The organism is Streptomyces sp. NPDC014801, assembly GCF_043082085.1.
Classification (GTDB): Bacteria; Actinomycetota; Actinomycetes; order Streptomycetales; family Streptomycetaceae; genus Streptomyces.
The window spans coordinates 463,584-488,286 of the sequence record NZ_JBIBXG010000001.1; the positions used below are offsets into that span (position 1 = coordinate 463,584).

The following is a 24,703-nucleotide window of genomic DNA, read 5'->3' on the forward strand; positions in this document are numbered from 1 at the left end:
GGAAGCGCGTCGCGGCTTGCTCAAGGGGTGCGGTACCCTGGCGCCATGCGTGCCGTACGCCTTCTGCTTAGCGAGCCGCGCTGATCAGTCCCGACCGCCGGTGAGAGAACGTGGTCGGAATCGGCGCGGCGTCCCCTCCTGTGCGAGGGGATTTTTCGTTTCCGGGTGAGGAAGCCGCCAGGCAGAGACGATCGATGGAGCTTTGAGGATCATGAGCGAGACGAACCCCGCCGCCTCTTCGGAGGCGGCCGCGCCGCACCGCTACACGGCCGCCCTGGCCGCCGAGATCGAGGCACGCTGGCAGGACTTCTGGGACGCCGACGGCACGTACGCGGCGCCCAACCCCAAGGGCGACCTGGCGGGCGACGAGCGGACCGCCGCCCGGCCCGAGAAGTTCATCATGGACATGTTCCCGTACCCCTCCGGTGCGGGACTGCACGTCGGCCACCCGCTGGGCTACATCGCCACCGACGTCTTCGCCCGCTTCCAGCGGATGACCGGCCACAACGTCCTGCACACCCTGGGCTTCGACGCCTTCGGCCTGCCCGCCGAGCAGTACGCCGTGCAGACCGGCACGCACCCGCGCGTGTCCACCGAGGCCAACATCGAGAACATGAAGGCCCAGCTGCGCCGGCTGGGTCTGGGCCACGACAAGCGCCGGTCGTTCGCCACGATCGACCCGGACTACTACAAGTGGACCCAGTGGATCTTCCTGCAGATCTTCAACTCCTGGTACGACGACGAGGCGAAGAAGGCCCGCCCGATCTCCGAGCTGGTCGCCCGGTTCGAGTCCGGTGAGCGGCCCGTCCCCGGCCACACGCGCGCGTGGAGCGAGCTGAGCGCCGTCGAGCAGGCCGACGTCCTGGGCGAGTTCCGGCTGGCCTACGCCTCCGACGCGCCGGTCAACTGGTGCCCCGGCCTGGGCACCGTGCTGGCCAACGAGGAAGTCACCGCCGAGGGCCGCTCCGAGCGCGGCAACTTCCCCGTCTTCAAGGCCAAGCTGCGCCAGTGGAACATGCGCATCACCGCCTACGCCGACCGGCTGCTGGAGGACCTGGACGCGCTGGACTGGCCCGAGGCCATCAAGCTGCAGCAGCGCAACTGGATCGGCCGCTCCGAGGGCGCCCGCGTCGAGTTCCCCATCGACGGCGAGAAGATCACCGTCTTCACCACCCGCCCCGACACCCTGTTCGGCGCCACCTACATGGTGCTGGCCCCGGAGCACCCGCTGGTGGAGAAGTTCACCCCGGACTCCTGGCCCGAGGGCACCCACGAGGTGTGGACCGGCGGCCACGCCACGCCCGCCGAGGCCGTCGCCGCCTACCGCGCGCAGGCCGCCGCCAAGTCCGACGTGGAGCGGCAGGCCGAGGCCAAGGACAAGACCGGCGTCTTCATCGGCGCCTACGCGACCAACCCGGTCAACGGCGAGCAGGTCCCCGTCTTCATCGCCGACTACGTCCTGATGGGCTACGGCACCGGCGCCATCATGGCCGTCCCGGCGCACGACAGCCGCGACTTCGCCTTCGCGCGCGCCTTCGAGCTGCCGATCCGCTGCGTGGTCGCGCCGACCGACGGCCGCGGCGAGGACACCGCCACCTGGGACGACGCGTTCGTCTCCTACGACGCGACGATCGTCAACTCCTCGGGCGAGGGCGTCACCCTGGACGGCCTGGGCGTCGTCGAGGCCAAGGCGCGCATCACCGAGTGGCTGGAGTCCCGCGGCATCGGCGAGGGCACCGTCAACTTCCGCCTGCGCGACTGGCTGTTCAGCCGCCAGCGCTACTGGGGCGAGCCCTTCCCGATCGTCTACGACGAGGACGGCGTCGCCCACGCGCTGCCCGAGTCGATGCTGCCGCTGGAGCTGCCCGAGGTCGAGGACTACAGCCCGCGCACCTTCGACCCGGACGACGCCGACACCCAGCCCGAGACGCCGCTGTCGCGCAACGCGGACTGGGTCAACGTCACCCTGGACCTGGGCGACGGCCCGAAGAAGTACCGCCGCGAGACCAACACCATGCCCAACTGGGCGGGCTCCTGCTGGTACGAGTTCCGCTACCTGGACCCGCACAACGACCAGCAGCTGGTCGACCCCGAGATCGAGCGGTACTGGATGGGCCCGCGCGAGGGCAAGCCGCACGGCGGCGTCGACCTGTACGTCGGCGGCGCGGAGCACGCGGTGCTGCACCTGCTGTACGCCCGCTTCTGGTCGAAGGTCCTGTACGACCTGGGGTACGTCTCCTCGGCCGAGCCGTTCCACAAGCTGTTCAACCAGGGCATGATCCAGGCCTACGTCTACCGCGACAGCCGCGGCATCGCGGTGCCCGCCGCCGAGGTGGAGGAGCGCGACGGCGACTGGTACTACCAGGGCGAGAAGGTCAGCCGCCTGCTGGGCAAGATGGGCAAGTCCCTGAAGAACGCGGTGACGCCGGACGAGATCTGCGCCGAGTACGGCGCGGACACCCTGCGCCTGTACGAGATGGCGATGGGCCCGCTGGACGTCTCCCGGCCGTGGGACACGCGCGCGGTGGTCGGCCAGTTCCGGCTGCTGCAGCGGCTGTGGCGCAACATCGTCGACGAGGCGACCGGCGAGGTCACCGTCGTCGACGACGAGGCCGACGAGGAGACGCTGCGCGCCCTGCACAAGGCGATCGACGGCGTCCGCCAGGACTTCGAGGGCATGCGGTTCAACACCGCCATCGCCAAGGTCACCGAGCTGAACAACCACCTGACCAAGGCCGGCCGGCCCGTGCCGCGGACCGTCGCCGAGTCGCTGGTGCTGCTGGTCGCGCCGCTGGCCCCGCACATCGCCGAGGAGCTGTGGCGCCGACTGGGCCACACCGACTCCGTCGTCCACCAGGACTTCCCCGTCGCCGACCCGGCGTACGTCGTGGACGAGACGGTGACCTGTGTCGTCCAGATCAAGGGCAAGGTCAAGGCCCGCCTGGAGGTGCCGCCGGCCATCTCCGAGGAGGAGCTGGAGAAGGTGGCGCTGGCCGACGAGAAGGTCGTCGCGGCACTGGACGGCGCCGGCATCCGCAAGGTGATCGTGCGCGCGCCGAAGCTGGTGAATATCGTCCCGGCGTGACGGGGCGACGGCGTCCCGGCGTGACAGCGTCCCGGGGTGACGGCGTCCCGGCGTGACGCGCCGACGGCGTGACGGCGTGAGGCGCCGACGGCGGGCGCCGTGCGCGCTCCGGGGCGTCCCCTAGGGGTACGCCGGGGTCTTCTGCGGGCAGGCTCGGGGTTCTTCCGGAACTCCGGGCCTGCCCGGTGCGTTTACCGTGGAGACGTGGCGCGTGACGCGCCGCAGCGCGGGAAGGGGCGTCGACAGGCGCGCCGACGCGGGACAGGGCGTCGACAGACGCCGCAGCGGGCCGAGGAGGAGCGTCGTGGAAGCAGTGATCGCAGTCTTCGCCCTGCTCTTCGTGCTCTTCGTGGCCCTCGGCACCTACGCGACCGTGAAGGCGGTCGGCGCCGCCAAACGCGGCGTGGACCGCACGCTCACCCAGGCCCGCCGCACGGTCGAGGACCACACCCTGCGGGCCAAGTCCTTCGGCCGGCCGGGACCGGCCGGTGAGATCGCCGAACTCCGGCTGAAGCTGCGCACCTCGATGCGCGCCACCCAGGACGCGCTGCACGCGGGCGTCGCCGAGGACGCCTCCCTGAAGGAGTCCCTCGGCCTGTTCGACCGGCTCAGCGCGCACGGGCACGAGCTGGACGACGAGCTCAGGCGCCTGGAGTCCGAACCCGACCGGGCCACGCTGGCCGAGCGCCTGCCCCAGCTGCGCGAACGCACCGAGCGCATCGTCCACTCCGCGGACTCCCTGCGCTGGGCCGCCCGCGACCGCGCCCGTCACCTCGCCGACGACGACCTCGACGCGCTCAGCGCGCAGATCGACGTCGAGACCGGTGCCCTGCGGCACTGGACCGCCGCGCCCGGCACACCCCCGCCGGCCTCCTGGCCCGAGGCGCCCACCGCCCAAGGGGACGGCCGGCAGACCTGGCCGGACCAGGACGCCGCCGCCGAACCCACGGCCCGGGCGGCCGAGACGACGGCCCGAGAGGCCCAGGAGCCGGCCCGGCCCGCGCTCGGCCCGCCCGCCGCGCGCCCCTCCTACCCCTGGCAGAAGCGGCCGCGCCCCGAGAGCACCACCTGAGCGTGAGCGACCGCGCGGCGGCGACCGTCCGGCGCCCCGGCCGCGATCGCCGCGATCGGATTCGGTCAAGGCATTCCCAGGTGCAAGGGGCCGGGCTGCCGCCAGGGCACTACGGCAGGTAACCTCCAGCTCATGTCCCGCCATGTCGCGATCGTCACCGATTCCACGGCCTACCTGCCGCCCCGGATGATGGAGCGGCACGGCATCACCACGGTGCCGCTGACGGTGGTCCTCGGCGACCAGGCCCTCGAAGAGGGCACCGAGATCTCGACCCGCTCGCTCGCCCAGGCCCTGCAGAAGCGACGGTCCGTCACCACCTCGCGCCCGAGCCCCCGGCAGTTCGCCGAGACCTACCGCAAGGTCGCCGCCTCCGGCGCCACCGGCATCGTCTCCCTCCACCTGTCCGGCGAACTGTCCGGCACCTACGACGCCGCCGTCACCGCCGCACGCGAGGCACCGGTGCCGGTACGGGTCGTGGACACCGGCATGGTCGCGATGGCGCTCGGCTTCTGCGCGCTCGCCGCCGCCGAGACCGCTCAGAGCGGCGGCACCGTCGACGAGGCCGTCACGGCCGCGGAGAAGCGGGCCGCGGGCACGGCCGCCTACTTCTACGTCGACACCCTCGACTACCTGCGCCGGGGCGGCCGGATCGGGACCGCGCAGGCGCTGCTGGGCTCCGCGCTCGCGGTGAAGCCGCTGCTGCAACTGGAGGGCGGCCGGATCGAGCTGCTGGAGAAGGTGCGCACGGCGTCGAAGGCGATCGCCCGTCTGGAGGAGATCGTGGCCGACCGGGCCGGCAGCGCGCCCGTCGACATCGCCGTCCACCACCTCTCCGCCGCCGACCGCGCCTCCGCCCTGGCGGAACGGGTCCGGGGACGCGTGCCGGGGCTGGCCGACCTCCATGTCAGCGAAGTGGGCGCGGTCATCGGGGCACACACGGGGCCGGGGCTGCTCGGGGTCGTGGTCTCGCCGCGGTGAATCACCCGTGAGGGTGGTGGAGTTGTCCACAAGCGGGCCGTCGTCCACCGGATTCGACCAAGATCATCGCGGGTCGGCGGGATCGCCCATGCTCGTCGCATGGCACTTCGATCACGTACACGCAGCGTTCATGCGACCAGCGGTCCCGGCCGGGGCCTGACCTCCGACGGCCGGGTCCGTCACCGCCGCCCCTCCTCCCGCATCCACGACCGGAGGCGACAGGCCTTGGCGGAGGAACTGCACCGGCGCGCGGGGACGCTCTTCGGCCAAGGCGGGGCTGGGGGACGGGAGTCGGGGGCTCTGTCGGGTTCGGGCGGGTCACCTGCTCCCCCCGGTTCGCAGGGTTCACTCGGTTCGCCTGGTTCCCTCGGTTTATTTGGTTCGCCGGGGGAGGCCGTGGCTCGGGCGCCGGACGGGCGGCGGGGCGAGGCCGGGGATGGCGGGGCGCACGGGCCGCACGTCGAAGTCGAGTCCAAGGCGGTCGAGGACAGCCCGGTCGAGGACAGTGCGGTCGAGGACGACGTGGTCGAGAGGGCTGGTGGCCGCCGGCGTTGGTGGGTCGGGCCGGCGGTGCGCGAGCGGATGCCGGTGTGGCTGCAGGCGCGGTGCGGAGTGGAGCGTCGCGGTGTCGTCGCGCTCACCGTGCTGCTCGTCGTCGCCGCCGCTCTCGCCGTGCAGCACTTCTGGACGGGCCGGACCGAGACGGTGAGCGCGCCCGAGGTGGTGCGCGCGGCGGCTCCCCGGGTCGAGGAGGCGCCGACACCCGACAGCCGTGTGGCGGGCGGGGTGCCGGGCCCGGCGACGACCGCCGCTGCCGGGATCGTCGTGGACGTCAGCGGCAAGGTCCGCGAGCCCGGCATCCACCGCCTGCCGGCCGGGTCCCGGGTCGCCGACGCCCTCCGCGCGGCCGGTGGGGTACGGCCCGGCGCCGACCTGCACGGCCTGAACCGGGCCCGCTTCCTCGTGGACGGCGAGCAGGTCGTCGTGGGCGAACCCGCGCCGGTCGCCGGGGCCGGAGCGGGCGGCACGGGCCTGGGCGGTCCCGTCGGTGGGGCGGCCGGTGCGCCCGGTGCGGCACCCGTGGCGCCGGTGTCGCTCAACACGGCCACGGTGGACCAGCTGGACGCCCTGCCCGGGGTGGGTCCGGTGCTGGCGCGGCACATCGTCGACTACCGCACCCAGCACGGCGGTTTCCGCTCGGTCGACGAACTGCGTGAGGTCAACGGCATCGGCGACCGCCGCTTCGCCGACCTGCGCGAGCTGGTGCGACCGTGAACGCGCCCGGCACCCGTGGATTCCGGGGTGACACGTCCGGCACCCCGGCGGACGGCGTCCCGGTCCCCGTCCCGGAGCACGGCGTCCCGGTGGGGGAGTTCCGCCACCCGGTGCACGCCGCGTCCGGGAAGCGGCTCGGGGACGCGCATCCCCGGCAGGAGGGGCCGGTCGACCTGCGGCTGGTGCCTCCGGCGCTGGCGGCCTGGGCGACGGCCGCCGTGTGCCTGGACGCACCGCCGTGGGTGATCGCGGGCGTGACGGCCGTCTGCCTGCTCGTGGGCGTCGGGCTGCTCGTGGCGCGGCGTGCGGTGAGGGCGACGTCCGCCGGCGTCCTGCTGTGCGTCGCCGCCGCGGCGGCCTCCGCCGGACTGCACGGGGCGGACGTACGCCGGGGACCGGTGCCGGTGCTGGCCCGGCAGTACGCCACCGTGACCGCCGACGTGGTGGTCACCGCCGACGCGCGGCTCGCCCGTCCCCGGGTGCGGGGCGACCACGTCACCGCGCCCTCGGTGACGATCCAGGCGGAGGTGCGGACGGTGGAGCGGACCGCCGGGCGGCGGGTGACGACCCGGGCGCCGGTGCTGCTGATCGTGACGGCCACGGGAGGAGCGAGACGGCCGTCGGCCACCCACGGCCCGACACCGCGATCGGGCGCCTCCACCCCGGCCCTCGGCGGCGCGTCCAGCCCTTCCCCCTGGCTGGAGTTGCTGCCGTCCACCACGCTCCGGGTGACCGGACAACTCGCTCCGCCCCTGCGGGGCGGGGACCGGATCGCCGCCGTGCTGCGGGTACGGAACCCGGGAGCCCCGCGGGTGGTCGGGGAGCCCTCGGCGGCGCAACGGCTCGCGGGGCGGCTGCGGTCCGGTCTGCGGGCGGCGACCGACGGTCTGCCGGCGGACGCGCGGGCCCTGCTGCCCGGGCTGGTCGTCGGGGACACCTCGCGGATCACGCCCGAGCTGGACGAGGCGTTCAAGGACACCGACCTGACCCACACCCTGGCCGTGTCGGGCGCCAACTTCACGATCCTCCTCGCGCTGCTGCTCGGCCCGCCGGGTCTGGCCCAGCGGGCGGAACGCCGGGGGCTGGCGACCCGGTTGGGGCTTCCGCTGCGCACGACGGCCCTGCTCGGGGCGGGACTGAGCCTGGGCTTCGTGGTGGTGTGCCGGCCCGATCCGAGCGTGCTGCGCGCGGCGGCCTGCGGCGCGGTCGCGCTGCTCGCGCTGGCGACCGGGCGCCGCAGATCGCTGATCCCGGCGCTGGCCACGGCGGTTCTGCTGCTGGTGCTGTACGACCCGTGGCTGGCCCGCAGTTACGGCTTCCTGCTCTCGGTGCTGGCCACGGGGGCGCTGCTCACGGTCGCGCCGAGGTGGAGCGAGGCGCTGCGCCGGCGCCGGGTGCCGCCGCGGTTGGCCGAGGCGCTGGCGGCCGCGGGCGCTGCCCAGGCGGTGTGCGCGCCGGTCGTGGCGGTGCTGTCGGCGCGGGTGAGCCTGGTCGGGGTGCCCTGCAATCTGCTCGCGGAGGTCGCGGTGGCCCCGGCGACGGTGCTCGGCTTCGCCGCGCTGGCGACGGCGCCGCTCGCGATGCCGGTGGCCAAGGCGCTGGCATGGTGCGCCGGTTGGCCGGCCGGGTGGATCGCCGCCGTGGCGCGGACCGGGGCGGCGCTGCCCGGCGGGGGCGTGGACTGGCCGGGGAGCTGGACGGGGGCGCTGCTGCTCGCGCTCGCCGTGGTGCTCGCGGTGTGCGCCGGGCGGCGGCTGCTGCGCCATCCGTGGGTGTGCGCGGCGTGCGGGATCCTGCTGGTGCTGTTCGTGACGCAGCCGGTGCCGCTGACCCGGGTGATCACTGGCTGGCCGCCGCCGGGCTGGCGGCTGGTGATGTGCGACGTGGGCCAGGGCGACGCGACGGTGTTCGCGGCGGGTGCGGGCAGCGGGGTGGTCGTGGACGCCGGGCCCGACCCCCGGCCGGTGGACCGGTGCCTGCGCACCCTCGGCATCACCCGGATCCCGCTGGTCGTGCTCACCCACTTCCACGCCGACCATGTCGCCGGGCTGCCGGGGGTGCTGCGGGGCCGGACGGTGGGGGCGATCGAGACGACCGGCTACGAGGAACCCGCGGACCAGGTGGCGTTCGTACGGAGGGAGGCGGCCGCGCGGCACATCCCGCTCACCCGGGCCGCCGCCGGGGAGGTGCGGCGGGTCGCGGGGCTGTCCTGGCAGGTGCTGTGGCCGCCGCCCGGGCCGGCGCCGGCCGCGGACGGCCCGAACGACGCCAGTGTCACCCTCCTGGTGCGCGCGGCCGGGCTGCGCGTGCTGATGCTCGGGGACCTCGAACCGCCGGCGCAGCAGGCGCTGTACCGCTCGCCGGCCGCCGCGGCCCTGCGGGGCGTGGACGTGCTGAAGGTGGCCCATCACGGCTCCGCCCACCAGGACCCGGACCTGATACGGATGGCCGCCCCGCGGCTGGCGCTCGTGTCCGTGGGCGCGGACAACCCCTACGGCCATCCCGCCCCGGTCACCCTGGACGCCCTGAAGGCCCAGGGAGCGACGGTGCTGCGGACCGACCGGGACGGGTCCCTGGCGGTGCTGGGGTCGGGCGGGCGGCCGGGGACCGACGCGCGGCTGCGGGTGGCGCCAGACTGAGGGCATGGACTCCGTACAGGCCGATGCCTATCTCCGTCGGCTGGGCGCGCGGCGCCCGGCCCGGCCCACCGACGACGCCCTCAGGGACCTGCATCTGCGCCATCTGCGCACCGTGCCCTTCGAGAACCTCTCGATCCATCTCGGTGAGGAGATCGTGCTGGAGGAGAAGCGGCTGGTGGACAAGGTCGTGGGGGCGAGGAGGGGAGGCTTCTGCTACGAACTGAACGGCGCGTTCGGGGCGTTGCTGACGGCGCTCGGTTTCGAGGTGACGCTGCTCGCGGCGCGGGTGTACGGGGACGGGGAGCGGCCCGGCATCCCGTACGACCACCTCGCGCTGCGGGTGCGCACGGTGGACGGCGGCGACTGGCTGGCCGACGTCGGGTTCGGGACACACACTCACCTTCCGCTGCGGTTCGCCGAGCGCGGTGAGCAGGCGGACCCCGGCGGGGTGTTCCGGATCGCGGAGGCGGAACCGGACGCGGCCGGGGCGCGCGGGGGCGCCGAGCCGCCGGGCGGGGCGGCCGACCTGGACGTGCTGCGGGAGGGCCGTCCGCAGTACCGGCTGGAGGTGCGGCCGCGGGTGCTCGACGACTTCGTCACCGGGGCCTGGTGGCACAGCACGTCGCCGCGTTCGCACTTCGTACGGTCGCTGGTGTGCTCACGGCTCACGGAGGACGGCGGGCGGGTGACGCTCAGCGGGCGCCGGCTGACCACGACGGCGGCCGACGGCACGCGGGAGGTGAGGGAGCTGGGCGAGGACGCGGAGGTGCTTCAGACGTACCGGGAGGTGTTCGGGATCGCGTTGGAGGAGGTGCCCGAGGCCTGACCGGCGTCGGGCCGTCCGCGGGGCTGTCGGAAAATGGGCACGTGAGCGATGTGAGACATGTGCTGGTGCTGCCCGACCGCGACGCGGCGGAGGAGGCCGCGGAGGTGTTGGGCGAGCGGTTCCCCCTCGACGAGGAGCCGCGGATCGTCCGCGACGCGCTGGCCGGCGAGGACGACGCGGAGGACGCCCAGTGGCTGGTGCTGCTGAGGGATGACACCGAACGCCTCGACCCCGCGGAGCTGGACGCGTTCGCGGGGGAGTGGGAGGGCTGGCGCGAGGAGCCGTAGTCGCCACCCCGCCGGGGCGCGGCGCCTCAAGACCTCCGGCCCCGGGCCCCGGGCCCGGCCTCCGGGGTCCCGGCCCCGGTCTCTCGGGTCCTGGCCCCGGTCTCTCGGGTCCCGGCCCCGGTCTCTCGGGTCCCGGCCCCGGGCTCCGGGCCCGGCCTCCGCGCTCCGGGCCCCGGCCTCCGCGCTCCGGCCTACGCGCTCCGGGGCGCAACCCGGGCTCCCACCCCCCCGCCCTTCGGCCCCCCGGCTCCCCGCCCCCGCCCGTTCCCCCCCCTGGCCATGACCCCCGTTGTCGGTGGCCCGTGCCATGCTTGGGGCGATGGCCAGGAAGACTGCGAATGACGACCCCCTCGCCCCGGTGACGATCGCCGTGGGTCAGGAGGACCTGCTGCTGGACCGTGCCGTGCAGGAGGTGGTGGCCGCCGCCCGGGCCGCCGACGCCGACACGGACGTGCGGGACCTGACCCCGGACCAGTTGCAGCCGGGCACGCTCGCCGAGTTGACCTCTCCCTCGCTCTTCGCCGAGCGCAAGGTCGTGGTCGTCCGCAACGCGCAGGATCTGTCGGCCGACACCGTCAAGGACGTCAAGGCGTACCTCTCGGCGCCCGCCGAGGAGATCACGCTGGTGCTGCTGCACGCCGGTGGCGCCAAGGGCAAGGGGCTGCTGGACGCCGCCCGCAAGGTGGGGGCGCGCGAGGTCGCCTGCCCGAAGATGACGAAGCCGGCCGACCGGCTGGCGTTCGTGCGGCAGGAGTTCCGGGCCGTGGGGCGTTCGGCGACGCCCGAGGCGTGCCAGGCGCTGGTCGACGCGCTCGGCAGCGATCTGCGCGAGCTGGCGTCGGCCGTCTCCCAGCTGGCCGCCGACGTGGAGGGCACGATCGACGAGGCGGTCGTCGGGCGGTACTACACCGGCCGGGCCGAGGCCTCCAGCTTCACCGTCGCCGACCGCGCGGTGGAGGGCCGGGCGGCCGAGGCGCTGGAGGCGCTGCGGTGGTCGCTGGCCACGGGGGTCGCCCCGGTGATGATCACCAGCGCGCTGGCACAGGGCGTGCGGGCGATCGGCAAGCTGTCCTCCGCGCGCGGCGGACGTCCCGCCGACCTGGCCCGTGAGCTGGGCATGCCGCCGTGGAAGATCGACCGGGTGCGGCAGCAGATGCGCGGCTGGACCCCGGACGGGGTGGCCGTCGCCCTGCGCGCGGTGGCCGAGGCCGACGCCGGCGTCAAGGGCGGCGGCGACGACCCCGAGTACGCCCTGGAGAAGGCGGTCGTGACGATCGCCCGGGCCGCCCGCTCCCGAGGCCGCGGCTGACGACGAGGCGCCTCACCCCGCCGCGGGACCGCCCGGCCGTCCTCGACACGGCGACCCCGCCCCGGGACCCCGAGCCCCACTGCGCCCCGCGCCCCGTCCCTCGAAAGCGCGAACCCTTCCCTCGCGGAGGACAATCGGCGTATCAGCCACATCGCCGGAGAGGGAAAGGTGGCGATCGCCATGGCTGAACACCCGCACGCGGCACTCGTCCGCAAGGGCTATGACGCCTTCTCGCAGGGCGACATGGACACCCTGCGGCAGCTGATGACGTCCGACTGTACGCAGCACGTACCCGGCACCCACATGCTCGCGGGCGACTACAAGGGCCAGGACGCGATCATCGAGATGTACGGCCGGCTCATGCAGGAGACGAACGGCACCATGCGTGTCGAGCTGCGCGACGTCTTCGTGGACGGCCGGGGGCACGCGGTCGCCCTGCACCACACCACCGCGGAGCGCAACGGCAAGCGGATGGACACGGACGAGGTCCTCGTCTTCCGGATCGTCGGGGACAAGGCGAGCGACCTCGACCAGTGCAGCATGGATCTCGACCAGGACAACGACTTCTGGGCGTGACCCCGAAACGGCGTGACCCCGAAACGGCGTGACGCCTGCGCGCACGCCGACGGCCCCGCCGCCCGCCCTGGGGAAGGGCGAGGCGACGGGGCCGTCGGATGAAGCGGTTGAGCCCGTTCCCGCGTGGCGAACGCAGGCCGCGAACAGGCTCGGGGTGCCGGACGGGAGCGGATGAGAGAGGGCCCGCTCGGGTCCCTCCGGCGACGTGGGTCCCGCAGCGGGACCCGTCAGATCAAAGGAGGAACTCAGCCCTGGAGGGACGCGACCTTGGAAGCCAGCGCCGACTTCTTGTTGGCGGCCTGGTTCTTGTGGATGACGCCCTTGGAGACGGCCTTGTCCAGCGCACGCGCGGCGGCGCGCTGCAGCTCGACGGCCTTCTCGACGTCACCCGCGGCAGCGGCCTCGCGGGCCTTGCGGATCGCGGTCTTCAGAGAGGACTTGACGGCCTTGTTGCGCAGCCGGGCCTTCTCGTTGGTCTTGATCCGCTTGATCTGGGACTTGATGTTCGCCACGAATGAGCCTTTTCAGGTTCAGGCACGAAAGCCGGGAGGATTCCGTGACGGAACCCCCGGACCCGTGCCAGGTGATTTCTCGGAGACGTGCCTCGCGCTGAGAGGGCATGAGACACAGCCCCCTACACTACCAGCGGCCCTTCGAGTGGCCCAAACCGGTCGCCGCGCCCCACCCGTGGGACCATGGAAGCTACGTATCGATCCGACCCGAGGCATAAGGCGCCTCAAGAGACAGGACCCTGCGTGCCCGCGACCCCTAACCATGTGCCCGAGCCGAGCCGTACCGACCCGGCTCTGATCCGCAATTTCTGCATCATCGCGCACATCGACCACGGCAAGTCCACGCTCGCCGACCGGATGCTCCAGCTGACCGGCGTGGTCGAGCAGCGGCAGATGCGTGCTCAGTACCTCGACCGGATGGACATCGAGCGCGAGCGCGGCATCACGATCAAGTCCCAGGCCGTGCGCCTGCCCTGGGCCCCCACCCACGACCCGGGCAACACGCACATCCTCAACATGATCGACACCCCGGGGCACGTCGACTTCACCTATGAGGTCTCGCGGTCGCTGGCCGCCTGCGAGGGGACCATCCTCCTCGTCGACGCCGCCCAGGGCATCGAGGCGCAGACCCTCGCCAACCTCTACCTGGCGATGGAGAACGACCTCACGATCATCCCCGTACTGAACAAGATCGACCTGCCGGCCGCGCAGCCCGAGAAGTTCGCCGAGGAGCTGGCGAACCTCGTCGGCTGCGAGCCCGACGACGTGCTGAAGGTCTCCGCCAAGACCGGCCTCGGCGTCGAGGCGCTGCTGGACAAGGTCGTCGCCGAGATCCCGGCCCCGGTCGGCGTCAAGGACGCCCCCGCGCGCGCCATGATCTTCGACTCGGTCTACGACTCCTACCGCGGTGTCGTGACGTACGTCCGTGTCATCGACGGCCAGCTCAACAAGCGCGAGCGCATCAAGATGATGTCGACCGGCGCCACCCACGAGCTGCTGGAGATCGGCACCAACTCGCCGGAGATGCTGCCCGCCGACGGCCTCGGCGTGGGCGAGGTGGGCTACCTCATCACCGGTGTGAAGGACGTCCGCCAGTCCAAGGTCGGCGACACCGTCACCAGCCAGGCGAAGGGGGCGACCGAAGCGCTCGGCGGCTACAAGGACCCGAAGCCGATGGTCTTCTCGGGTCTGTATCCGCTGGACGGCTCGGACTACCCCGAGCTGCGCGAGGCCCTGGACAAGCTGCAGCTCAACGACGCCGCCCTGGTCTACGAGCCGGAGACCTCCGCCGCGCTCGGCTTCGGCTTCCGCGTCGGCTTCCTCGGTCTGCTGCACCTGGACGTGATCCGCGAGCGCCTCGAGCGCGAGTTCGGGCTCGACCTGATCGCCACCGCCCCCAACGTGGTCTACCGCGTGGTCATGGAGGACGGCAGCGAGCACACGGTCACCAACCCGAGCGAGTTCCCCGAAGGCAAGATCAACGAGGTCTACGAGCCGGTCGTGCGGGCCACCATCCTCGCGCCGACCGAGTTCATCGGCTCGATCATGGAGCTGTGCCAGACCCGGCGCGGCACCCTGCTCGGCATGGACTACCTCTCCGAGGACCGTGTCGAGATCCGCTACACGCTGCCGCTCGCGGAGATCGTCTTCGACTTCTTCGACCAGCTGAAGTCGAAGACCCGCGGCTACGCCTCCCTCGACTACGAGCCCACCGGCGAGCAGACCAGCTCCCTGGTCAAGGTCGACATCCTGCTGCACGGCGACAAGGTGGACGCGTTCTCCGCGATCACCCACAAGGACCAGGCGTACGCCTACGGTGTCCGGCTCGTCGCCAAGCTCAAGGAGCTGATCCCGCGGCAGGCCTTCGAGGTGCCGGTGCAGGCCGCCATCGGCTCGAGGGTGATCGCCCGCGAGACCATCCGCGCCATCCGCAAGGACGTCCTCGCCAAGTGCTACGGCGGTGACATCTCCCGTAAGCGCAAGCTGCTGGAGAAGCAGAAGGAAGGCAAGAAGCGGATGAAGATGGTGGGTTCCGTGGAGGTTCCGCAGGAGGCCTTCATCGCGGTCCTGTCCAGCGATGACAGCGGGGCATCGGCCAAGGGCAAGAAGTAACCGCCGGTTACCGCCCGCCACCGCGGCAAATCCGGTCACACAGGGGCCCGACGTGCGAAAGTACGCCGGGCCCCTGTCCGTTCCTGCCGGTCACCTCCGTGGAGAACGACGGGGAAACGACCGGGCGTCAGCCCTTACGCAGGCGGCGGTCGGGCTCTACTCTGTCCCTGCCCGATAGTTACTCGCGAGTTAAACAACGTCTCGTGGGTAGGAACCAGCCGCACTGTCGCGCCAGCCGCACTGTCGCGGGCCCCGGAGGATGTCGTGAGCGACGCAACTACCTTGATCGAGAACCGTCCGCCGTCCGTGGCGGGCCTCTTCCTGGAGCGCGTGGCGGCCACGCCGGACGCCGAGGCCTACCGGTATCCGGTACCGGCGGCCTCCGGCGAGGGGCCGGACGACTGGAAGTCGCTGAGCTGGGCGCAGGCGGCCGAGCGGGTCCACGCGATCGCGGCCGGCCTCATCGAGCTGGGTGTCCAGCCGGAGCAGCGCGTCGCGCTCGCCTCCTCCACCCGGATCGAGTGGATCCTCGCCGACCTCGGCATCATGTGCTCCGGCGCGGCCACCACCACGATCTACCCGCAGACCAACGCCGACGAGTCCGCGTTCATCCTCTCCGACTCCGAGAGCAAGGTCCTCATCGCGGAGGACGCCGCCCAGCTCGCCAAGGCGCGCGAGAAGCGTGCCGAGCTGCCCGAGCTCACGCACGTGGTCGTGCTGGACGCGGCCGGTGTCGAGAGCGACGACTGGGTACTCACCCTCGCCGACCTGGAGCGGCGCGGCGCCGCCCGCCTCGCCCAGGAGCCGGAGCTGGTCAAGGAGCGGGTCGGCAAGATCACCCGCGACCAGCTCGCCACCCTCATCTACACCTCCGGCACCACCGGCCGCCCCAAGGGCGTGCGCCTGCCGCACGACAACTGGGCGTACATGGCGAAGGCGATCGCCGCGACGGGGCTGGTGGGCCCGGACGACGTGCAGTACCTGTGGCTGCCGCTCGCGCACGTCTTCGGCAAGGTGCTCACCTCCGGCCAGATCGAGGTCGGCCACGTCACCGCCGTCGACGGCCGCGTGGACAAGATCATCGAGAATCTGCCGGTCGTGCAGCCGACGTACATGGCCGCCGTCCCGCGCATCTTCGAGAAGGTCTACAACGGCGTCGCCGCCAAGGCGAAGGCCGGCGGGGCCGCCAAGTACAAGATCTTCCAGTGGGCCGCCGAGGTCGCCCGCGAGTACGCCAAGGTCACCCAGGACAACTTCCGCCGCACCGGCAACCGCACCGCCCCCTTCGGCCTCGCCGCCAAGCACAAGGTCGCCGACACGCTCGTCTACTCCAAGATCCGCGAGGCGTTCGGCGGCCGGCTGCGCGCCTGCGTCTCCGGCGCGTCCGCGCTCGCGCCCGAGATCGGCTACTTCTTCGCCGGCGCCGGCATCCACATCCTGGAGGGCTACGGCCTCACCGAGTCCTCCGCGGCCTCCTTCGTCAACCCCGGCGAGGCCTACCGCACCGGCACCGTCGGCAAGCCGCTGCCCGGCACCGAGGTCCGCATCGCCGACGACGGCGAGATCCTGCTGCGCGGCCCCGGCATCATGCAGGGCTACCACAAGCTGCCCGAGAAGACCGCCGAGGTGCTGGAGAGCGACGGCTGGTTCCACACCGGGGACATCGGCGAGCTGTCGCCCGACGGCTATCTGCGCATCACCGACCGCAAGAAGGACCTGATCAAGACCTCCGGCGGCAAGTACGTCGCGCCGGCCGAGGTCGAGGGCCAGTTCAAGGCGATCTGCCCCTACGTCTCCAACATCCTGGTCCACGGCGCCGACCGGAACTACTGCACCGCCCTCATCGCCCTGGACGAGATCGCCCTGCTCGACTGGGCCAAGGACAACGGCCTGGAGGGCAAGGCCTACGCCGAGGTGGTCGCCGCGCCGCAGACCGTCGAGCTGATCGACGGCTACGTCAAGCAGCTCAATGACGGCCTGCAGCGCTGGCAGACGATCAAGAAGTTCCGTCTGCTGCCCCGCGACCTCGACGTCGAGCACGGCGAGATCACCCCGAGCCTGAAGCTGAAGCGCCCGGTCGTCGAGCGCGAGTACAAGCACCTGATCGACGAGATGTACGCGGGGACGGTGGAGAAGTAACCCCCGGCCCCCCGGCCCCCCAGGCCCCCCGCCCCGCGGCAGCCCTCCTGGCCTCGTGGTCCCGTGGCGCACGGCGCGCGGGGCCACGGGGCTGACGCCCGTGCACCCCGGACGTGTCTGGCATAGTCCAGCCACGGACGGTTCTGAACGCGGAATGCTCGAATCCGTACCCTTTCTGTCCGGATCCGAGCGCTCCGGTACCTCGGATCTCACGCATCGCGACCCAGTTCGGTAACTCCCCGCTTATGCGCCGGTCCGGTCTGTCACGCTGTCGGCATCGACCGCAACGTATCCAGCCGGACTGCTCGGGGAGTTGTCGATGGGGGTCGTTCCGACGCAGCGCGAGACCGAGGCGCTCACCGGCGCCGCGCCCGCGCACGCCGACGACCGGGCGCGGGCGCACACCACCCTGCCCGGCAGCTCGCTCGCGCCCGGCTCCGCCCGCGCCCTGGTCCGCGCCGCGCTGACCGAGTGGACCGGCCTGGCCCTGCCCGGCGCCGACCGGCTCACCGAGCGCCTGGCGCAGGACATCGCCCTCTTGGTGAGCGAACTGGTCACCAACGCCGTCGTGCACGCGGGCACGGACGTCGAACTGTCCTGCCGGCTGGAGAGCACCGGCACCGTCGTCGTCGAGGTCACCGACCGGCACCCCGCCCGCGCCCCGCGCGACGCCGACGCGGACACCGAGACCCCCGAGTACGGACGCGGCCTGCGCCTGGTCGCCGCGCTCGCCGAGTCCTGGGGCGTCACCTACCGCCGTACCGCCAAGACCGTGTGGGCGCGGCTCACCCCCGCGGGCGAGGACGCCGCCGGTCACGAGGGGCTCACCGCCCCCGACCGGATCGCGCACGACGACCCCGTGCTCGGCGACACGCTGCGGCTCGCCGGGATCCTCGCGCCCGAGCCGCGCGGCGCCGACGGCGACCGCGACTGGCTCGGCCGCGGCGCCCTGTCCTTCCTCGCCGAGGCCTCCGACCTGCTCGCCGGGCAGCTCGACGAGGACCTCGTCGCCTCCCTCACCGGCCAGCTCGTGGTGCCGCGCCTCGCCGACTGGTGCGCGGTGTGGCTGGAGGACGAGGTCACCGGCCGCGGCTGGACCGGCGCGGGCGGCCCGCCGGCCCGGCCCGCCCGCGTGTGGCACAGCGGCGAGCACCTCGTCGAGGAGCTGCGCCAGGCCCTGGAGAAGGAGCCGCCGCGCCCGCCCGAGGTGACCTCCCCCGGCCCGCGCCCCTACCCCTGGCCCGGCGCCGCGCTCGGCCCGCACGGCGCCGCGCTCGCCTATCGCCTGGTCGCCGGCGGCCGCCCGCTCGGCACCCTCGTCATCGGCCGCGCCGGGCTGCTCCGCTTCCCCGACGAGGTCACCGGACTCGTCGAGGACCTCAGCCGACGCGTCGCGCTCGCCATCGGCGCCGCCCGCCAGTACGCCCGTCAGGCGACCATCAGCGCCGTCCTGCAGCGTGGCCTGCTGCCCGGCGCGGTCGCCGAGATCCCCGGCGTGCGCACCGCGCTGGTCTACGAGCCCTGCGACAAGGGCGGCCCCAGCGGCGACTTCTACGACGTCTTCCCGGCCGGCCACGGCCGCTGGTGCTTCGCCGTCGGCGACGTCCAGGGCAAGGGTCCCGAGGCCGCCGTGGTGATCGGGCTCGCCCGCCCCTGGCTGCGGTTGCTGGCCCGCGAGGGCTACGGGGTCGCCGACGTCCTCGACCGCCTCAACCAGCTCCTCCTCGACGACGCCACCGAGGCCGCCGACGCCGCCGCCCGCGCCTTCGCAGGCCCCGTCGCACCCGGCGACGGCCCGCAGACCCGCTTCCTGTCCCTGCTCTACGGCGAGCTGACCCCGTACGAGGGTGGCGTCCGCTGCACGCTCGCCTCCGCCGGGCATCCGCTGCCGCTGATCCTCGGCCCCGACGGCAGCGTGCGCACGGCCGCCGCCCCGCAGACCCTGCTGGGGGTCGTCGAGGACGAGACGTACGCGAGCGAGACGGTGGACCTGCTGCCCGGCGACACCCTGCTGTGCGTCACCGACGGGGTGACCGAGCGCCGCAACGGCTCCGTCCAGTTCGACGACGGCGACGGGCTGGCCCACGCCCTCGCCGACTGCGTGGGCCTGGACGCCGACCTGATCGCCGAGCGGATCAGCCGTCTGGTCCACGACTTCGGCACCCGCCCACCGGACGACGACATGGCCCTCCTGGTCCTCCAGGCGGAGTGACCCCGTTGCCCTCCCCGGTGCGCCGAGCGAAGTGACGACCGGCCCTTTCCGCTGCGCCGAGCGGAGTGAGGACCGGCCCTCCCTGGTGCCCAGCGCGGAGTGACGACCGGCCCTTTCCGCTGCGCCGAGCGGAGTGAGGACCGGCCCTCCCCGGTGTCCAGCGCGGAGTGACGACCGGCCCTTTCCGCTGCGCCGAGCGGAGTGAGGACCGGCCCTCCCCGGTGTCCAGCGCGGAGTGAGGACCGGCCCTCCCCGGTGCCCAGCGCGGAGTGACGACCGGCCCTCCTCGGTGCCCGGCGCGGAGTGACGACCGGCCCTCCCCGGTGCCGCCAGGCGGCTGACGCCTTGCCCTCCCGGTGCTCCGGACGGAGTACCGTCGTCCGTCCTGGACAATGGGAGACATGCCTTCCGCACTCCCCGACGGCGAGCCCGTCCCCGACGACGGCGCGCTGCCCGCCTCCGCGCTCGCCGGCGCCGCCGGCCGGCCGCTCGGGTTCTATCTGCACGTTCCGTACTGCGCGACCCGCTGCGGCTACTGCGACTTCAACACCTACACCGCGACCGAGCTGCGCGGCACCGGCGGAGTGCTGGCCTCCCGCGACAACTACGCCGAGACCCTGGCCGACGAGGTCCGCCTCGCCCGCAAGGTGCTCGGCGACGACCCGCGCCCGGTGCGCACGGTCTTCGTCGGCGGCGGTACGCCCACGCTGCTGGCCGCGGACGACCTGGTGCGGATGCTCGCGGCGATCCGTGACGAGTTCGGCCTGGCCCCGGACGCGGAGATCACCACGGAGGCGAACCCGGAGTCCGTCGACCCGGCCTACCTCGCCACCCTGCGCGAGGGCGGCTTCAACCGGATCTCCTTCGGCATGCAGAGCGCCCGGCAGCACGTGCTGAGGATCCTTGACCGCACCCACACCCCCGGTCGCCCCGAGGCATGCGTCGCCGAGGCGCGCGCGGCCGGCTTCGAGCACGTCAACCTCGACCTGATCTACGGCACCCCGGGCGAGTCCGACGACGACTGGCGGGCCTCGCTGGACGCGGCGATCGGCGCCGGACCGGACCACGTCAGCGCGTACGCGCTCATCGTCGAGGAGGGCACGCAGCTCGCCCGGCGCATCCGGCGCGGCGAGATCCCGATGACCGACGACGACGTGCACGCCGACCGGTACCTGATCGCCGAGGACACCCTCGGCGCGGCGGGCTTCGCCTGGTACGAGGTGTCCAACTGGGCCACCTCCGAGGCGGGCCGCTGCCTGCACAACGAGCTGTACTGGCGCGGCGCCGACTGGTGGGGCGCGGGACCGGGCGCGCACAGCCACGTCGGCGGGGTGCGCTGGTGGAACGTCAAGCACCCCGGCGCCTACGCGGCGGCGCTGGCCGAGGGCCGCTCCCCGGGCGCCGGCCGGGAGCTCCTGAGCGAGGAGGACCGCCGGGTCGAACGCATCCTGCTGGAGCTGCGGCTGCGCGAGGGCGTACCCCTGGACCTGCTGAAGCCCGACGGCCGTCGCGCCGCCGACCGGGCCCTGTCCGACGGCCTGCTCGACCCCGAGCCGTACGCCGAGGGCCGCGCGGTCCTCACCCTGAGGGGCAGGCTGCTCGCGGACGCGGTGGTCCGGGACCTGGTGGACTGAAACCGTCCGCGGGGGCCGGGACCGGGCGTCAGCCCGCCGGGGCGGTGACGAAATCGATCAGCTCTTCGACGCGCCCCAAGAGCTCCGGCTCCAGGTCCTTGTACGACCGCACCCGGCCGAGGATCGCCTGCCAGGCCGCGCCCGTGTTCTCCGGCCAGCCCAGGGCCCGGCACACGCCCGTCTTCCAGTCCTGGCCGCGCGGGATCACCGGCCACGCCGCGATGCCCAGCGCCGACGGCTTCACCGCCTGCCAGATGTCGATGTACGGGTGGCCCACCACCAGCGCGTGCTCGCTGGTCACGGCCTCGGCGATCCGCCACTCCTTGGTGCCCGGCACCAGATGGTCGACCAGGACGCCGAGCCGGGCGTCGGGACCCGGCGCGAAGGACTCCACGATCGCCGGGAGGTCGTCAACGCCCTCCAGGTACTCCACGACCACGCCCTCGATGCGCAGGTCGTCGCCCCAGACCTTCTCCACCAGCTCGGCGTCGTGCCGCCCCTCGACGTAGATCCGCCCGGCGCGGGCGACGCGGGCGCGGGCACCGGGCACGGCGACCGACCCGGAGGCGGTGCGGGCGGGCCGTACCGGAGCGGCCGAGGCGGGCCTCACCAGCGTCACCACGCGGCCCTCCAGCAGGAACCCGCGCGGCTGGAGCGGGAAGACGCGGTGCTTGCCGAAGCGGTCCTCCAGGGTGACCGTGCCGGCCTCGCAGCGGATCACCGCGCCGCAGAAGCCGCTGCCGGGCTCCTCCACCACCAGGCCCGGCTCGGCCGCCACCTCGGGCACCGGCGCCGGCTTCTTCTTCCAGGGCGGGGTCAGGTCGGGGGAGTACTGCCGCATTCGGATGACGATAGGAGAACCCCGCGGCGGAATGCGCCCGGATCAGCGCGACACGCCGAAGCGGCCGGCCAGCGCGTCCCGCTGCGCCCGCACGAACGCGGCGTCCACCACCGCTCCGTGACCGGGCACGTACAGCGCGTCCTCGCCGCCGAGCGCCAGCAGCCGGTCCAGCGCGTCCGGCCAGTGCGAGGGTACGGCGTCGGGGCCGGCCTGCGGCTCCCCGGACTCCTCGACGAGGTCGCCGCAGAAGACCACCTCCCGCTCGCCGGGGACGAGGACGACGAGGTCGTGGGCGGTGTGCCCGGGGCCCACGTTGGCCAGCAGCGCCTGGCGGCCGCCGCCGAGGTCCAGGGTCCACTCGCCGCTGACGAGATGACCGACCGTCACCGGCGCCGCCGCGGCCTCCTCCGCGAGCGCCGGGTCCAGTCCGTTCCTCACCGCGTCCGCCCGCAGCTCCTCCCGGCCGCGCGGGGTGAACGCCGAGTCGATGCCCACCGCGCCGAAGACGTCGGCGGCCCGGACCGAGGACGCGCCGAGGACGTGGTCGAAGTGGGGGTGGGTGAACGCGAGATGGGTCACACCGTGCCCGGTGAGCCGTTCGGCCTCGGCGCGCAGCCGGGCGCCCTCCGCGAGGCTCGACCCGGCGTCGATCATCAGCGCCGTACCGGCGCCGAGGACCAGCCCCGTCGTGCAGTCCCAGCCCGGCAGCCGGCACCGTCCCACCCCGGCCGCCAGCCGTTCCCACCCCAGGTCTTCCCAAGTAACCGTCATACCCCCGACGCTATCCGTACCGACCGGGCGGCAGGGCCGGCCTTGCCGGGGGCGTGCACCACCGCCGTACACTGGGGCGGGGACGTCTGGCACTCGCACGCGCAGAGTGCCAGGGCAGATGCCGAGGGGAACGACTTTCTGGAGGTGTGCGCGATGCTGAGTGAACGCAGGCTTCAGGTGCTGCGCGCCATCGTCCAGGACTACGTGGGCACCGAGGAGCCGGTCGGTTCCAAGGCGCTCACGGAGCGGCACAATCTCGGCGTCTCCCCGGCGACGGTCCGCAACGACATGGCGGCCCTGGAGGACGAGGGGTACATCGCGCAGCCGCACACCAGCGCGGGGCGCATCCCCACCGACAAGGGCTACCGGCTGTTCGTCGACAAGCTGGCCGGGGTCAAGCCGATGACCGCGCCCGAGCGGCGCGCCATCCAGAACTTCCTCAAGGGCGCCGTCGACCTCGACGACGTCGTCGCGCGGACCGTGCGGCTGCTCGCGCAGCTCACGCGGCAGGTCGCCGTCGTGCAGTACCCGTCGCTGACCCGCTCGACGGTGCGGCACGTGGAGCTGCTGTCGCTGGCGCCCGCCCGGGTGATGCTGGTGCTGATCACCGACACCGGCCGGGTCGAGCAGCGCATGGTGGACTGCCCGGCGCCGTTCGGCGAGACCTCGCTCGCGGACCTGCGGGCCCGGCTGAACAGCCGCGTCGCGGGCCGCAGGTTCACGGACGTGCCGAAGCTGGTGGAGGACCTGCCGGAGGCCTTCGAGGTCGAGGACCGCGGTACGGTCTCCACGGTCCTGTCCACCCTGCTGGAGACGCTCGTCGAGGAGAACGAGGAGCGGCTGATGATCGGCGGCACCGCCAATCTCACCCGGTTCTCGCACGACTTCCCCCTCACGATCCGGCCGGTGCTGGAGGCGCTGGAGGAGCAGGTCGTCCTCCTGAAGCTGCTCGGCGAGGCCAAGGATCCGGGCGTGACCGTCCGTATCGGTCATGAGAACGCCCACGAAGGACTCAACTCCACGTCCGTCGTGTCGGTCGGCTACGGTTCGGGCGGCGAGGCTGTCGCCAAGCTCGGCGTGGTCGGACCGACCCGCATGGACTACCCGGGAACGATGGGAGCGGTACGCGCAGTGGCACGGTACGTCGGACAGATCCTGGCGGAGTCGTAGGTGGCCACGGACTACTACGCCGTACTCGGCGTGCGCCGCGACGCGTCGCAGGATGAGATCAAGAAGGCGTTCAGGCGGCTCGCGCGCGAGCTGCACCCTGACGTCAACCCCGATCCGAAGACGCAGGAGCGGTTCAAGGAGATCAACGCCGCCTACGAGGTGCTGTCGGACCCGCAGAAGAAGCAGGTCTACGACCTCGGCGGCGACCCGCTCTCGCAGTCCGGCGGCGCCGGCGCGGGCGGCTTCGGCGCGGGCGGCTTCGGGAACTTCTCCGACATCATGGACGCGTTCTTCGGTACGGCGTCGCAGCGCGGGCCGCGCTCGCGCACCCGCCGGGGCCAGGACGCGATGATCCGGGTGGAGGTCGAGCTCGACGAGGCGGCCTTCGGCACCACGAAGGACATCCAGGTCGAGACGGCGATCGTCTGCGCCACCTGTTCGGGTGAGGGCGCCGCGCCGGGCACCTCCGCGCAGACCTGTGACATGTGCCGCGGCCGTGGTGAGGTCTCGCAGGTCACCCGGTCCTTCCTGGGCCAGGTCATGACCTCGCGGCCGTGCCCGCAGTGCCAGGGCTTCGGGACGATCGTGCCGAACCCGTGCCCGGAGTGCGCGGGCGACGGCCGGGTCCGCTCGCGGCGCACGCTGACCGTGAAGATCCCGGCCGGTGTCGACAACGGCACCCGCATCCAGCTCGCCGGCGAGGGCGAGGTCGGGCCCGGTGGCGGTCCCGCCGGTGACCTGTACGTCGAGATCCACGAGCTGCCGCACGCGGTGTTCCAGCGGCGCGGCGACGACCTGCACTGCACGGTGACCATCCCGATGACGGCGGCGGCCCTCGGCACCAAGGTGCCGCTGGAGACGCTGGACGGCATGGAGGAGGTCGACATCCGGCCCGGCACGCAGTCCGGCCAGTCGATCCCGCTCCACAACCGCGGCGTCACGCATCTGCGCGGCGGCGGCCGGGGCGACCTCATCGTGCACGTCGAGGTGCAGACCCCGACCAAGCTCGACCCCGAGCAGGAACGCCTCCTGCGCGAACTGGCGAAACTGCGCGGCGAGGAACGCCCGACCGGCCAGTTCCAGCCGGGCCAGCAGGGCCTGTTCTCGCGGCTGAAGGACGCCTTCAACGGGCGGTGAGGTGCGGGCCGCGGGGCGGGTGCCGGGCGGCGGTGGGCCGGGGTGGAGGACGCCTTCGGCCCGCCGGGCGCGGGTGGGGGTGAGCCACCCATTCCGGTGGCCTATGCCAACAGGACGGGTGGATTCTG

18 protein-coding genes are annotated in these 24,703 nt (G+C 73.2%); 15 read left to right on the forward strand and 3 right to left on the reverse strand.

All coding sequences use genetic code 11. The features are described 5' to 3' along the window. Positions 1-211: 211 nt before the first annotated feature. The 9 genes from leuS (at position 212) to ACF1AL_RS02065 (ending at position 12,047) form a co-directional block, all read left to right on the forward strand. Complete coding sequence (gene leuS, locus ACF1AL_RS02025; RefSeq protein WP_391694857.1) at positions 212-3,085, forward strand: leucine--tRNA ligase; 2,874 nt, start codon at positions 212-214, stop codon at positions 3,083-3,085. A gap of 304 nt (positions 3,086-3,389) precedes the next feature. Continuing rightward, a complete protein-coding gene (locus ACF1AL_RS02030; RefSeq protein WP_391825334.1) occupies positions 3,390-4,157 on the forward strand; it encodes a hypothetical protein in 768 nt (255 codons plus the stop codon). A 132-nt stretch (positions 4,158-4,289) separates the two neighbouring features. Beyond that, entirely contained in the window at positions 4,290-5,135 is an 846-nt protein-coding gene (locus tag ACF1AL_RS02035; RefSeq protein WP_384208893.1) for a DegV family protein, read from the forward strand. Between the two features lie 396 nt (positions 5,136-5,531). After that, positions 5,532-6,410 (forward strand): helix-hairpin-helix domain-containing protein, encoded by an 879-nt coding sequence (locus ACF1AL_RS02040; protein ID WP_391825335.1) that lies wholly within the window; start codon positions 5,532-5,534, stop codon positions 6,408-6,410. After that, positions 6,407-9,049 carry a ComEC/Rec2 family competence protein gene (locus ACF1AL_RS02045; protein ID WP_391825336.1) on the forward strand — a complete coding sequence of 881 codons (2,643 nt, stop codon included), beginning with the start codon at positions 6,407-6,409 and terminating at the stop codon, positions 9,047-9,049. Before ACF1AL_RS02040 ends, ACF1AL_RS02045 begins: the two co-directional genes overlap by 4 nt. Before the next feature lie 4 nt (positions 9,050-9,053). Further along, complete coding sequence (locus ACF1AL_RS02050) at positions 9,054-9,875, forward strand: arylamine N-acetyltransferase (protein ID WP_391825337.1); 822 nt, start codon at positions 9,054-9,056, stop codon at positions 9,873-9,875. A 41-nt stretch (positions 9,876-9,916) separates the two neighbouring features. Continuing rightward, positions 9,917-10,162: a hypothetical protein gene (locus ACF1AL_RS02055; protein WP_366834568.1), complete on the forward strand. Its 246-nt coding sequence runs from the start codon at positions 9,917-9,919 to the stop codon at positions 10,160-10,162. A 319-nt stretch (positions 10,163-10,481) separates the two neighbouring features. Then, entirely contained in the window at positions 10,482-11,471 is a 990-nt protein-coding gene (holA, locus tag ACF1AL_RS02060; protein WP_386583251.1) for a DNA polymerase III subunit delta, read from the forward strand. Between the two features lie 180 nt (positions 11,472-11,651). Further along, on the forward strand, positions 11,652-12,047 hold the full coding sequence (locus tag ACF1AL_RS02065) for a nuclear transport factor 2 family protein (protein ID WP_366834570.1): 396 nt from the start codon (positions 11,652-11,654) through the stop codon (positions 12,045-12,047). Positions 12,048-12,292: 245 nt separating this feature from the next. Here ACF1AL_RS02065 and rpsT read toward each other — a convergent pair whose 3' ends face one another. Then, positions 12,293-12,559 (reverse strand): 30S ribosomal protein S20, encoded by a 267-nt coding sequence (gene rpsT / locus ACF1AL_RS02070; protein ID WP_366834571.1) that lies wholly within the window; start codon positions 12,557-12,559, stop codon positions 12,293-12,295. 243 nt (positions 12,560-12,802) lie between these two features. Between rpsT and lepA the strand changes: the two genes are divergently transcribed. The 4 genes from lepA (at position 12,803) to hemW (ending at position 20,656) form a co-directional block, all read left to right on the forward strand. Then, positions 12,803-14,671, forward strand: coding sequence for a translation elongation factor 4 (gene lepA / locus ACF1AL_RS02075; protein ID WP_366834572.1), 1,869 nt, complete (start codon positions 12,803-12,805; stop codon positions 14,669-14,671). A 264-nt stretch (positions 14,672-14,935) separates the two neighbouring features. After that, on the forward strand, positions 14,936-16,810 hold the full coding sequence (locus tag ACF1AL_RS02080) for an AMP-dependent synthetase/ligase (protein ID WP_386419394.1): 1,875 nt from the start codon (positions 14,936-14,938) through the stop codon (positions 16,808-16,810). Positions 16,811-17,129: 319 nt separating this feature from the next. Beyond that, entirely contained in the window at positions 17,130-19,022 is a 1,893-nt protein-coding gene (locus ACF1AL_RS02085) for a SpoIIE family protein phosphatase (protein WP_391825338.1), read from the forward strand. 401 nt (positions 19,023-19,423) lie between these two features. Next, the gene (hemW, locus tag ACF1AL_RS02090; protein WP_386911418.1) at positions 19,424-20,656 is read left to right on the forward strand and encodes a radical SAM family heme chaperone HemW; all 1,233 of its coding nucleotides are present in this window, start codon (positions 19,424-19,426) and stop codon (positions 20,654-20,656) included. Between the two features lie 28 nt (positions 20,657-20,684). Here hemW and ACF1AL_RS02095 read toward each other — a convergent pair whose 3' ends face one another. Then, entirely contained in the window at positions 20,685-21,497 is an 813-nt protein-coding gene (locus ACF1AL_RS02095) for a DUF3097 domain-containing protein (protein ID WP_391825339.1), read from the reverse strand. A 42-nt stretch (positions 21,498-21,539) separates the two neighbouring features. After that, complete coding sequence (locus ACF1AL_RS02100; RefSeq protein WP_391779890.1) at positions 21,540-22,268, reverse strand: MBL fold metallo-hydrolase; 729 nt, start codon at positions 22,266-22,268, stop codon at positions 21,540-21,542. Positions 22,269-22,421: 153 nt separating this feature from the next. On the opposite strand from ACF1AL_RS02100, the gene hrcA reads away from it, so the two are divergent. Both hrcA and dnaJ read left to right on the forward strand, forming a co-directional pair. Further along, positions 22,422-23,438, forward strand: a complete 1,017-nt coding sequence (hrcA, locus tag ACF1AL_RS02105) for a heat-inducible transcriptional repressor HrcA (protein WP_391825340.1) — start codon at positions 22,422-22,424, stop codon at positions 23,436-23,438. Next, positions 23,439-24,575 carry a molecular chaperone DnaJ gene (dnaJ, locus tag ACF1AL_RS02110; protein ID WP_391825341.1) on the forward strand — a complete coding sequence of 379 codons (1,137 nt, stop codon included), beginning with the start codon at positions 23,439-23,441 and terminating at the stop codon, positions 24,573-24,575. The last annotated feature ends 128 nt before the right edge of the window (positions 24,576-24,703 follow it).